Genomic DNA, 11,688 nt, shown 5'->3' on the forward strand with positions numbered 1-11,688 from the left:
CTGAGGTCTGACAATGTCGGACCCGGTTTCCTGCACGTCTGACCCTTCCGGCACGTTACCGCTGCGGCCCACGCTGCGGCGGTTGCCGGAGGTTCTGGTCAACCGCATTGCTGCGGGTGAGGTGATTGAACGCCCGGCGGCTGCCCTGAAGGAACTGGTGGAAAACGCCATTGATGCCGGAGCGAAGCGGCTGGATGTCAGCCTGCAAAAAGGCGGAATTGACCAGATTATTGTGACGGATGACGGGAACGGCATGTTCCCGGAGGAACTCACACTGGCGGTTGAACGCCACTGCACGTCCAAATTGCAGGACGAATCCCTTGTACATATCCGCACCCTTGGGTTCCGGGGAGAGGCGCTGCCCTCCATCGGCGCTGCGGCACGCCTGAGCATTACGTCCCGCCCGCATGGGGAAAGTGGAGCGTGGAAAATCCGCGTTGAGGGCGGCAAGGTTTTTGCGCCTGAACCCAGCGCAGGCGCACCCGGCACCAGTGTTGTGGTGGAAGATCTGTTTTTTGCCACCCCGGCCCGCCGTAAATTTCTGAAAAGCCCGCGCGTTGAAGGGGGGCATGCGGAAAGCGTGATCCGCCGTCTGGCGCTGGCGGTGCCGGACACGGCCTTTCGCTTCAGTCTGGATGACCGTGTGGTGTTTGACCTGCCAGCGCAGGACATGGCGTCTCGCGCGGCGGCCCTGCTGGGGGCAAATGAGGCGGATGGCTTTCTGACCATTCATGGTGAGCGGGATGGCATGACGCTTTCCGGCTTTGCCTGTGGCCCGTCCGTGCATCGGGCCACGGCGGCAGGGCAGTTTATGCTGGTCAATGGTCGCCCGGTGGTGGACCCGGTTTTAAAAACGGCCGTGCGCGTGGCCTATCGCCGCGTGATTGAGCATGGGCGGCACCCGGTAGTGGCACTAATGCTGACTATTCCGCCAGACCGGGTGGACGTAAACGTCCATCCTGCCAAAACGGAACTCCGCTTTGCGGATGAAGCGTCTGTCCGCTCTCTGGTGATCGGAACATTGGGGCGCGCTCTGGAGGCCGGGGCGGGCAATGTTGGGGTGCGCCCATCGTTTTCTGCCGTCCGGCCGGGCCGCATCTGGTATCCGCCGGAAAACACGGCGCAGCCGGGTGCCGTGTCCGCTCCGGGGCTGCGTCCGGCAGCGTATCCGGCGCAGGGCAGTTTCGCGGAGCCGCGACTGGGGCTGGGTGATACGCCATCCGCCCGGATGCTGCCGCCTTTACCGGGCGGGACTATGCCGGGGGCTGATGTTTCCGGACAAAGTCTCCCGCAGCCGGAGCTGTCTCAGGCCGGGGCTGTGCAGCATGAGCCGGGCGGCACGATGCCAGCTCCTATCCCGTGGAACGAGCCATCTGCGCCTTCCGGGGCGGGTATGTCCGGCTGGGATAGGGGGCACGCGGGTGGCGCGGAGTCGTCTGGAGCTGGAGAGTATCCGTCTGCTGCGGTTACGGCGGAGCAGGCCGCGGCACATCCGCTGGGGGCCGCAGTCGCGCAGGTGCTGGACACCTACATTATTGCCGTGGCAGCCGATGGCAGTCTTGTGCTGGTGGACCAGCATGCGGCGCATGAGCGGCTGACGCATGAACGGCTGCGGGAGCAGTTTCTCAGCGGCAGCGTGCGCGGGCAGCGCCTGCTGGTGCCGGATGTGGTCGAACTACCGCGCGGGCAGGTGGAGCTTCTGCTCAGCCGGCAGGAGATGCTGGCAAAACTGGGGATTGAACTGGAAGCCTTTGGCGGCACCGCCGTCCTGGTGCGGGCGCTACCCGCCATGCTGAACAGCACGGATGCCATTGGACTGCTGCGGGATCTGGCGGAAGAGCTGGAAGCGGATGATGCAGGTGCTCCGGAGGAAATGCCCTCGCTGGACGGGCGGCTGGATGCTGTTATTGCCCGGATGGCCTGCCATGGCAGCATCCGTGCCGGGCGGCGGCTGACGCGGGAAGAAATGGATGCCCTGCTGCGGCAGATGGAAGCCACACCGCGCGCGGGCACCTGTTCCCACGGGCGGCCGACATGGCTGAAGCTGACAAAAAACGATCTGGAAAAGATGTTCGGCAGGCGCTGAACGCCCGCGCCTGCTCATACAGGCGTGGCGGCTGCTCTGCGGATCGTGAACAGGGCCTCTCTGGTTTCTCTTCCTAAAAAAGCGCAGGGTCTGGGTAAAGTCATGCAATCCGGATGGTAAAAACGCCGTGCCCCATGCTCTGCTGTCACTCATAACGTATCTCCCTCTGGCAGGTGCGCTCGTCGCCTGGTTTTTTTGCCGGGGAGGGGCGGCGCAGGATCTTCTGGCCCGCCGTTTAGGGTTAGGCACCAGTCTGGCTGTTCTGGCGCTGAGTGTTGCGCTGTGGTGCGGTTTTGACCCGGCAACCCCCGGCCTTCAGTTTGAAACCCGGCTGGGCTGGATTTCGGACGCCGGTATTTCCTACCATACCGGGGTGGACGGGATTTCGCTGGTCTTCATCCTGCTCACAGCCTTTCTCACGCCGCTGGCTATGGCGGCGGGCGCGCGGAGCATCCGCACGCAGGGGCGCGAGTTTGTCGCGGCCATGCTGATGCTGGAAACCGCCCTGTTTGGCCTGTTTTCCGCGCAGGACCTGCTACTGTTTTACGTGTTTTATGAAGCAACGCTGATCCCGGCCAGCCTGATGATCGGCATCTGGGGCGGGCCGAAGCGGGCATGGGCCTCGTTACAGTTCTTCCTGTTCACGTTCGGTGGCTCGCTGTTCATGCTCATCGCGCTGATCGTGATGTGGCAGCAGGCTGGCACCACGGATATCCCGGCCCTGATGCAGGCCGGTTTCTCCCACTCGCTGCAAGGCTGGCTGCTGCTGGCCTTCCTGCTGGCGTTTGGCGTCAAGCTGCCGCTGTTCCCGCTGCATGCCTGGCTGCCCGATGCGTATTCTGAGGCACCGGCACCCGCCTCCGCCATGCTCTCCGGCGTGCTTTCCAAAACCGGCGCGTATGGCCTGCTGCGCTTTGGCGTGTTGATGTTCCCGGATGCCGCCCATTTGTTTGCGCCCTATGTGCTGGCGCTAGGGGTTGTGGCCATTCTCTACGCCGCTTTTGTAGCTTTTGCTCAGACGGACATGAAGCGGGTGGTGGCGTATTCCTCCTTCTCTCATATGGGCATGATTGCCGTGGGCCTCTTCACGCTGACGGCGGAGGGGATTGACGGTGCTATTTTCCAGATGCTCTCGCACGGGGTGGTGATTGCCGCCCTGTTCTTCTGTGTTTCGGCTGTGGCGCTGCGCTCAGACACACAGCAGATTTCTGCTCTGGGTGGCGTGGCACGGCAGATGCCGGTGCTTGCCCTGCTGACCATGCTGTTCACCATGGCCAATATCGGCCTGCCCGGCACAGGCTCCTTTGTAGGGGAACTGCTGGTGCTGATGGGGGCAATCCACGTCTCGTTCTGGGTTGCGCTGCTGGCCGGGGGCACCATGATTATGGGGGCGGTGTATATGCTCTCTCTGTATCGCCGGGTGCTGTTTGGCGGTTTGCAGGGCACTGTGCATCTCCTGCGGGATCTGAGCGTGGGGGAAGTGGCGGTGCTGGCACCGCTGGCGCTTGTCACGCTCTGGATGGGGATTCACCCGGGCAGCTTTACCCGCCTGTTTGACCCGGTGGTGATGCAGGCTGTGCATCATGGGGCAACGTCCGCCACAGCCGCGCTGTCTGCCGATTCCGCGCTGCATCTGGCGGCGCGATAACGGGACGGAAGACGTCTTCACTGTTGGACGTGTGTCAAAAAGGGGCGGGCAGACCGTCTCTTTTTACGTTTGGAGGCTGATTTCAGTCTGCCTGAGCGGGTGCCAGAACTCCCCGCTGTCTGAGCAAGCCCGCAGTTTAAGAGTGTGTGTTTGTTAAGAGTGCGTGTTTGCTGTTGGGTTTGCGTGTGCCGTTGGGGGGAAGATTACTGCGGCAGTTCCGGCTGCTCGTTTGGCGGGCCTTTTTTGCCCGGCGTCAGCACGGTGCCCGCGGAGGCCAGCACGATGCACAGAATACCGCCCATGCGCAGAGGGGACAGGGTTTCGTGCAGCAGCAGGATACCAGCGCAGGCGGCGCAGACGGGCTCCAGACTATACAGCACCCCCAGATCCCGCGCGGAGAGCCGGTGCATGGCCTGCATTTCCAGCGCGTAAGGCAGGGCGGAGGAACTGAGGGCCACCAGCACCGCCATCCCCAGCAGGAGGGGATGATGCAGGCCGATCAGGAAGGCCGGGGTAAAGCACGGCACAAACAGAATGACCGCGCTTGAGAGCAGCCCCAGAGCGCAGGCATGACCGGGGGAAAGTTTGCCCGTCATGCGCTTGCCAAAAACGATATACAGCGCCCAGCAGATGGCGGCCCCCACGGCATAGAGCACGCCGATCATATCCGGCAGGGCCGCCGTATCAGGCCGCAGCAGCATGCACAGACCAAGCACCGTCAGCACAATCCAGCCGATATCCGCCAGCCTGCGGGAGCCGATAAACGCGAGGAAGAGCGGACCTGTGAATTCAATCGCGACAGTCATGCCAAGCGGAATACGTTCCAGCGCCAGATAAAAGCACAGGTTCATCCCGGCAATGGCAACGCCATAGGGCAGGACAAGCCGCACAGTGCGGCGGGAGATGGCGTGCCAGCTCCGGAAAAACAGCATGAGAGCCGTTGCGGCAAACGCCGTGCGCAGGCCGACCATCCCTGCCGCGCCAAACAGCGGGAACAGGGATTTAGCCAGTGAGGAGCCAAACTGGAGGCAGATCATGCTGCCGACAAGCTGTGTCAGGGCCAGAAGGCGTTCTCTGACAGGGCTGTTCGCAAAGGAGGCGGGCATGCTCAGACCTGTTGAAACGTCCGGAGCATGCCGAACATGATGTTAGAAAAAGGAGGCTGGATCATACATCCAGCAATTCACCAACGGACTGGGCATGTTCCTGAATAAAGGCAAAGCGCAGTTCGGGCTTGCGGCCCATCAGGCTTTCCACTCTCTCCCGTGTGGCCAGCCGGTCTTCCGCCGGGGCCACCACACGCAGCAGGGTGCGGCGTTTGGGGTCCATGGTGGTTTCCTTCAGGTCAGCCGGGGGCATTTCCCCCAGACCTTTAAAGCGGGAGACGTCGATCTTGCCCCGTGCTTTGAAGGCGGTCTTCATTTTGCGTTCACGGTCCGCATCATCCATTGCGTAAACGGAGTGCGCGCCCTGCGTGAGCCGGTAGAGCGGCGGCTGGGCGAGGTAGAGATGCCCGTTACGGATCAGCTCCGGCAGCTCCCGATAGAAGAAGGTCATGAGCAGTGATGCAATGTGCGCGCCGTCCACGTCAGCATCGGTCATGATAATCACGCGGCCGTAACGCAGCTTGCTGAGGTCAAACCGGTCCCCTGAGCCGCAGCCCAGGGCTTCAATCAGGTCCTTGAGTTCCTGATTGGCGCGGAGTTTTTCTGTGGTGGCACTTGCGACGTTCAGGATCTTGCCGCGCAGGGGCAGGACTGCCTGCGTCTCCCGGTTACGGGCCTGTTTGGCGGAGCCACCGGCGGAGTCGCCCTCCACCAGAAAGATTTCCGTCTCTTCCGCGCGTTCACGTGTGCAGTCCGTCAGCTTGCCGGGCAGACGCAGGCGGCGGGTCGCACTCTTGCGCGGGGTATCCTTCTGTTCACGGCGGCGGAGGCGTTCTTCCGCGCGCTCAATCACAAAGGTCAGCAGCGCATCCGCCTGAGGCGGGTTCTGGGCCAGCCAGTGGTCAAACCGGTCCCGCAGGGCGGTTTCCACCAGTTTGCTTGCTTCGGAAGAGGTCAGCTTTTCCTTGGTCTGGCCCTGAAACTGCGGGTCCCGAATAAAAACAGACAGCTTGGCGGCAATCATGCCCAGTACGTCTTCCGCCGTAATGGCAGCCGCTTTTTTATTGGACCGCTGCTCCCCCCACGCGCGGAGGCCCTTGACTAGCGCATTGCGGAAGCCCGTCTCATGCGTGCCGCCCTGCGGGGTTGGGATGGTGTTACAGTAGGAGGCAAGGGCGGATGTGCCACTTTCCAGAAACGCCACGGCCCATTCCACGCGGCCATTATCCGTGCCGTCCGCCGCCGGAGGCAGGCTGGCATCCCCCGCCCAGAGCGGCGTGAGCAGCGGGGCGGAGGCTCCGAGTTCATCCGTCAGGCTGTCAGCCAGACCACCGGGGAAATGCAGCGTGGCGTCCGCAGGCGTTTCATCCCCGGCTTTGATCAGAGAAGGATCACAGGACCAGCGGATGGTCACACCCCGGAACAGGAACGCCTTGGAGCGGCACAGTTTGTAAAGCCGGGATGGCACAAAAACATGTGTGCCAAAAATGAGTGTATCCGGCTGGAAGGTAATCTGTGTGCCACGGCGGTTTTGCGTCGGGCCTACTTTTTCCAGCGCGGTGACGGGCTTGCCGCGCTCATAGGCCTGCCTCCAGATGGCGCGGTCCCGTGCAATTTCCACATCCATGCGGGAGGACAGGGCGTTCACGACGGAGGAGCCGACACCATGCAGACCGCCAGACGTGGCATAGGCCTTGCCGGAGAATTTGCCGCCTGCGTGCAGGGTCGTGAGGATAACTTCCAGCGCCGAGCGATCCGGGAAGCGCGGATGCGCATCAACCGGAATCCCGCGCCCGTTATCGCGGATGGTCAGGCGGTTATCAGGGTCAAGCCGCACATCAATGGCCGAGGCGTGGCCTGCCACGGCTTCATCCATAGCGTTATCAAGCACCTCGGCGGCGAGGTGGTGCAGCGCTGTCTCATCCGTGCCGCCAATATACATGCCGGGGCGGCGGCGGACAGGCTCAAGCCCTTCCAGAACCTCAATGGCGCTGGCGTCATAGGCCTGAGGGCTGGTCTCAGCTTTGGTCGCGGCTTTGCCAGCAGGCTTGCGGGAAGACGGGGGCGGAGAAAACAGATCGCTCATGGATATGGTCTGTCCCGCTTTGTCACTGATTCGTCAAGCAGGCCTGATCAGAAGCGGGCGGATGGCCGGGCCCGGAACGCGATGCCATCCGCCGTTATCAAAAGACTGTTAAGCGCGACGGGTGGTTTTTGCCTTCGTCGTGCGGCGTGCGGGGCGTGACGGGTGGGAAGACACGGCCGGTGCTGCGCAGGTTTCAAAAGAGGCTGGCTGCGTTACGTCCTTGGCATCCGTGTAGTTGGCCAGATCTTCAGAATTTTCCAGCGCGTTGACTTCATCAAACATGGCGAGGCGCTGCATGCAGAAGATGGTACCGGACTGGAGGCCTTTTTCAGACTGAATGTTGGCCAGCTGCGTGATGTAATCATCATGCTCACGCTGGGCGCTACGGCCGTAGGTGGTGCGGAAATAGGTATTGAGCTTCTGCTCTTCATTCAGCAGCGTCGTGCGGAACTTGCCGACAAACGCATTGTAGCGGTCCTGCGCGTTGCAGGAGAGAGCCGTAACCATCAGCTCACTTTTCAGAGCCTGAATATTAAACGCTTCATGCGCGGAGGAGTGGCCGCACGGGGTAGCGGCAAAGGTGACGGTGCTGTGCAGCAGACCAAAAGCAACGGCGCCAGCGGCAACAAAACGGGAAAAAGACATGCAGGTCCTCCGATACAGGCTGGAGCGGGCGTGCCTCTTCATAGCAAGGTCTCCCCGGCAGGCTCAGCGTATGAAACGGTTTGTACAAGGTTTGATAAACGAAATAGCGTATTCAGCAGAGAAAGATAGAAGTATTTTTTCATACCGCGTCTCAACATTTCCGCAGGCAGGATGCTCTGTTGCGTCCGGCAGGCCAAAACACAGGAATGACACAGTTCCGAGCTTTCAGACGCTTAATTTCAGGCAAAATGATGTCGTGTTTTCAAAAGTGAGGCAGCCGTGCGGGGAGATGCTCCATCCCCCCCTTTCTTCCTTCTTCAGTATGTTCTAAAGGCAAAGACGAATCATGTGGCACAGCGGGATGCGGGCATAAGTTTGCCCGATTTGCCCGCCATAGAGTGCGCAGAAGGTTCATGTGTACTTAATAAATAGTGAAGCGGAGCTGTCGAGTGCGCTTGCGAGGAATTGCCGTTCTGGCGCTAACTGGTGGTATGCTTGCCGGCTGTGCAACTACAGGTGGTCCAGTTACGTCCGGGTCCCCCAACCCGTTCGGGTATATGAAGAAATCCGCCGTCTGCCAGACGACGCCGCTGAAAAAAGCCGCGGATGGCAGCCTGAGCACCACCATGACGGTGCGGTCTGACGATGGCCTGTGTGACCTGAAGGTCTCTCAGGAGAGCGGTAAGGCCTATGCGTCCTTCGGCGTTTCTCCGGCTCCGGAACACGGTAAGGCGTTCCTGTACAGCCTGGATAACGATACGCATGTGACCTACACCCCCACCATGGGATATGCTGGTCAGGACACGTTCACGGCTATTCTGGTGCCGGGACCGGGTGAAAAACGCACCCGCCTGACAGTGACGGCACAGGTTGATGCAACAGGTGTGGTGCTGCCCAGCGCAGCCGCTCCGGTCGCCGCCAAAGCTGAGGAAGCCAAAACGACGGCGTCCAAAGGCAAAAAAGCCGTCACGACCCGTCGTCGTGTGGTGACTCACAAGAAATAAGTTTTCTGTCCGGTCAGCGTCTCCTCATGGGTGGGGACGCTGCTCTGCTGAAGGACGGTTTTCATAAAAAACGCGCTGCGACCGGGTTTTCGGTGCAGCGCGTTTTTTGTTGGCCTGTTCTGTGGCCGGATTTTCAGATGGAGAAGGAAATCGGTTCGCTCAGCGGGCGTTTGAGGCCGCAGCTTTCGGTTTTTTTCACCAGATCATCCAGCGTGGTCTTTTTCATCTGGGCGGTCAGTTCTTTGTCAAACTGCTTCCAGCACGGTTCGATCACCTTGCTGAACAGCGGACCCTGCGGGCCATCATCTCCGTTGCTGTCATCCTGCGTGACGGCATTGATGATATCCACCAGAGAAATATCCCGGCGCGGGCGGCCAAGCCTGTAGCCCCCGCGTGGCCCGCGAATACTTTCCAGCAGGCCGGTGCGGGAGAGCGCCTGAAGCAGCGGCTCGATCCCGCGGCGGGCCAGAGCGGAGCGTTCGGCAATATCCGCAGCACTGACGGTGCCGGAGCGCCCTGCGTGAAATGCAACATCCAGCATGATGAGAACGGCGGTCATGGCTCTGTCCCGGCGCAGGATCATAGGTCTGGTTTCCTTTCACCTCAGAAAAAGGCAAATCTGTCGTTAAACATGAATGACATAGAGATATAGCAGGCGTTCCCCTGTTTATCTACGTTGATCATTCGTATTATAAACACGCTATGAAAAAAGATCCGCAGAAAAGGCAGATTCATGACAGGTTCTGATAAATCCGGAGGGGATTACGGTTTTGCCGCGCCGCGCGGCAAGGTGTACGACTCGGTTGTTGGGGTAGTAGGCGGGACGCCTCTGGTCGCGCTGCCGCATCTGATGCGTGAGGAAGAGCTGAAATGCCGCCTTCTGCTCAAGCTGGAATTTTTTAACCCGCTGGGTTCGGTCAAGGACCGGATTGGCGCGGCGATGGTGCTGGAAGCAGAGCGGGCAGGGCGCATTACGCCCGGACGCACGGTGCTGGTGGAGCCCACCTCCGGCAATACCGGGATTTCTCTCGCGTTTGTGGCGGCTGCACGCGGCTACCGGCTGATTGTGACCATGCCGGAAGGGGCGTCTATCGAGCGGCGGCGGATGCTGCGCCTGATGGATGCGCAGGTGGAACTGACCCCCGCACGTCTGGGCATGGCCGGTGCTATTGCCCGCGCCGGGGAAATCCTGCGGGAAACGCCGGATGCGTGGATGCCGGACCAGTTTGACAACCCGGCCAACCCCGCAGTCCATGCTGCCACCACGGCAGAAGAAATCTGGGTGGATACCAGCGGCAAGGTTGATGTGGTGGTTGCCGGTGTTGGCACAGGTGGCACCGCGACAGGGATTGCCGAGACGCTCAAGGCGCGCCGCAAAGGCTTGCAGGTATTTGGTGTGGAACCGACCGAAAGCGCCATTCTGAACGGGGATGAACCTGGCCCGCACGGAATTCAGGGGATTGGTCCCGGCTTCTGCCCCGCTACCCTGAATACAAAGCTGCTGGATGGGGTGATTACGGTGTCTGAGCGTGAAGCCATTGCCGCTGCCCGCCGCTGCGCGCGTCTGGACGGGATTCCTGTTGGGATTTCCTCCGGTGCGGCTCTGCATGCAGCGCTTCAGGTAGCAAAAAAGCCGGAGTCTAAAGGCAAAACCATTGTCGCGATCGCGCCGTCCTTCGCGGAGCGGTATCTGTCCACATCCCTCTTTTCCGGGCTGTAACAGTCAGGGCTGAAGAGCGGGGAGGCTGGGCTTGCCGAAGGCAGGCTCAGTTCTCGCCCGGAGGATGCAGGCTTTGACCCAATAAAAAACGCTGCACTGGTCTGAAACCGGGCAGCGTTTTTTGTTTCGCCCTCTCAGACCGTGAGGGGCCGGAGGCGCGGAAGGTTTTACAACCTTAGCGGAAGATGATTTCCACGCGGCGGTTCTGGGCTTCCTTGGTGTTGGGGCCGGTTTTTACCAGCGGATTCTGTTCACCATAGCCGTGGATATCAATTGTGGCGCCCGGAACGCCATCCCGCACCAGTTCCGCTTTCACGATCTCGGCGCGGCGGAGAGACAGCTTCATGTTGTAAGCCTCCCCGCGTTTCTGGCCGGGGAACGCGGAAGAGTTGTCTGTATAGCCGGAGACCAGAATGCGGGTGAGGCTGGTATGGGTGGTTGCCTGAGCCGCCACCGCCACGATGGAGCGGGCGCGATCCGTCAGCTCGGACTTATCCCAGTCAAAAAACACCAGATAGCTGCGGGCAGGCTGCGGGGCCGGAGCGGCCGTGGGTTCTGCTCCCGGCGTTGGCGGCGGGGGAGCCGGGTTAAACTCATACCGCAGGCCGAGCATCAGCGAATGGTTGAAGTCTGTCTTGGTGTCCCGGTTGCCCGTGGCAAAGCTGTAGGGCTTGGACTGGTTGGCCCCGCCAATGGTGCCCCATGCGGACGAGCCGTGAGACTGTGGCCCAAGCATGGTCCAGAAGCGGTATTCCGCCGTAAAGGACAGCCCCACCACCCACGGCGTCGGGAAGGCGACACCAAAAATGCCCTGATAGGCAAAATTGCCAAACGTGCCGCCGACATGCTGGGAAAGCTGGTTCCCCGGTGCCGTGATGGACGTGTTCAGCGCCGTCCAGCCATAGCCGACACCCGCGCCAAAATACGGGAAGATGAACGGGTTGCCCACATCCATGTCAAACAGGGCGTTAGCCATCACGCCGTAGGTCTGGCGGCGGCCATCGGCGCGGCTGCTTAGGGAATTGGTCACAAACCGCTGATAGGTCTGGTTCCGGTAATCGCCTTCCACTTCCACGCGGAAGCCATTGCCCAGACCATAGCCAATGGAGCCGATTCCGGTTGCACCGGTACGCCAGCGGTCACGCCCGTCCGGGAACATGTTGGATGTGCGGACGCGCTGGTCCTGATTGAAGGTGGCGCCGCCTTCCCCCGCAATATACAGACCCTGAACGGGCTGAGCCATGGCGGGCGCGGCACACAGCAGGAAACCTGCCACCAACGGTGCAGAAAGCAGTGATTGCGCGAGGAGGCCTTGGCGCAGCGTCATGTTCTTCTCCCTGCTGTGGCACTGTTTCCGCAGTGGCCGGGCATTGTGGTCCTGGTGCACGTGGCA

The 11,688-nt window shown here is 61.1% G+C and carries 9 protein-coding genes; 4 read left to right on the top strand and 5 right to left on the bottom strand.

Annotated features, from left to right (window positions below):
* Positions 1 to 13 precede the first annotated feature (13 nt).
* Positions 14 to 2,086, top strand: a complete 2,073-nt coding sequence (mutL, locus tag JK199_RS03425) for a DNA mismatch repair endonuclease MutL (RefSeq protein WP_212373880.1) — start codon at positions 14 to 16, stop codon at positions 2,084 to 2,086.
* Between the two features lie 127 nt (positions 2,087 to 2,213).
* On the top strand, positions 2,214 to 3,734 hold the full coding sequence (locus JK199_RS03430) for a complex I subunit 4 family protein (protein ID WP_212373883.1): 1,521 nt from the start codon (positions 2,214 to 2,216) through the stop codon (positions 3,732 to 3,734).
* 203 nt (positions 3,735 to 3,937) lie between these two features.
* Here JK199_RS03430 and JK199_RS03435 read toward each other — a convergent pair whose 3' ends face one another.
* From JK199_RS03435 to JK199_RS03445, 3 genes are all read right to left on the bottom strand, one after another.
* The gene (locus JK199_RS03435) at positions 3,938 to 4,840 is read right to left on the bottom strand and encodes an EamA family transporter (protein ID WP_212373885.1); all 903 of its coding nucleotides are present in this window, start codon (positions 4,838 to 4,840) and stop codon (positions 3,938 to 3,940) included.
* Positions 4,841 to 4,901: 61 nt separating this feature from the next.
* Positions 4,902 to 6,926, bottom strand: coding sequence for a DNA topoisomerase IV subunit B (gene parE, locus JK199_RS03440; protein ID WP_212373886.1), 2,025 nt, complete (start codon positions 6,924 to 6,926; stop codon positions 4,902 to 4,904).
* Positions 6,927 to 7,034: 108 nt separating this feature from the next.
* On the bottom strand, positions 7,035 to 7,571 hold the full coding sequence (locus JK199_RS03445) for a hypothetical protein (RefSeq protein WP_025828473.1): 537 nt from the start codon (positions 7,569 to 7,571) through the stop codon (positions 7,035 to 7,037).
* A 449-nt stretch (positions 7,572 to 8,020) separates the two neighbouring features.
* On the opposite strand from JK199_RS03445, the gene JK199_RS03450 reads away from it, so the two are divergent.
* Positions 8,021 to 8,575 (top strand): Ig-like domain-containing protein, encoded by a 555-nt coding sequence (locus JK199_RS03450; protein WP_077930224.1) that lies wholly within the window; start codon positions 8,021 to 8,023, stop codon positions 8,573 to 8,575.
* A 133-nt stretch (positions 8,576 to 8,708) separates the two neighbouring features.
* On the opposite strand, the gene JK199_RS03455 is transcribed toward JK199_RS03450, so the two are convergent.
* Positions 8,709 to 9,158, bottom strand: a complete 450-nt coding sequence (locus tag JK199_RS03455; protein ID WP_077930223.1) for an RrF2 family transcriptional regulator — start codon at positions 9,156 to 9,158, stop codon at positions 8,709 to 8,711.
* 150 nt (positions 9,159 to 9,308) lie between these two features.
* Between JK199_RS03455 and cysK the strand changes: the two genes are divergently transcribed.
* Positions 9,309 to 10,295, top strand: a complete 987-nt coding sequence (gene cysK, locus JK199_RS03460; RefSeq protein ID WP_077930222.1) for a cysteine synthase A — start codon at positions 9,309 to 9,311, stop codon at positions 10,293 to 10,295.
* A gap of 175 nt (positions 10,296 to 10,470) precedes the next feature.
* Here cysK and JK199_RS03465 read toward each other — a convergent pair whose 3' ends face one another.
* Positions 10,471 to 11,622 carry an OmpA family protein gene (locus tag JK199_RS03465; RefSeq protein ID WP_077930221.1) on the bottom strand — a complete coding sequence of 384 codons (1,152 nt, stop codon included), beginning with the start codon at positions 11,620 to 11,622 and terminating at the stop codon, positions 10,471 to 10,473.
* Positions 11,623 to 11,688: the final 66 nt, after the last annotated feature.

It is taken from the genome of Acetobacter persici (genome assembly GCF_018256955.1).
Lineage (GTDB): Bacteria > Pseudomonadota > Alphaproteobacteria > Acetobacterales > Acetobacteraceae > Acetobacter > Acetobacter persici.

Coding starts and splice junctions, on each gene's coding strand:
- JK199_RS03465 (WP_077930221.1), bottom strand. CDS start 11,622: ATGACGCTGCGCCAAGGCCTCCTCGCGCAATCACTGCTTTCTGCACCG.
- JK199_RS03435 (WP_212373885.1), bottom strand. CDS start 4,840: ATGCCCGCCTCCTTTGCGAACAGCCCTGTCAGAGAACGCCTTCTGGCC.
- JK199_RS03445 (WP_025828473.1), bottom strand. CDS start 7,571: ATGTCTTTTTCCCGTTTTGTTGCCGCTGGCGCCGTTGCTTTTGGTCTG.
- parE (WP_212373886.1), bottom strand. CDS start 6,926: ATGAGCGATCTGTTTTCTCCGCCCCCGTCTTCCCGCAAGCCTGCTGGC.
- mutL (WP_212373880.1), top strand. CDS start 14: ATGTCGGACCCGGTTTCCTGCACGTCTGACCCTTCCGGCACGTTACCG.
- JK199_RS03455 (WP_077930223.1), bottom strand. CDS start 9,158: ATGATCCTGCGCCGGGACAGAGCCATGACCGCCGTTCTCATCATGCTG.
- cysK (WP_077930222.1), top strand. CDS start 9,309: ATGACAGGTTCTGATAAATCCGGAGGGGATTACGGTTTTGCCGCGCCG.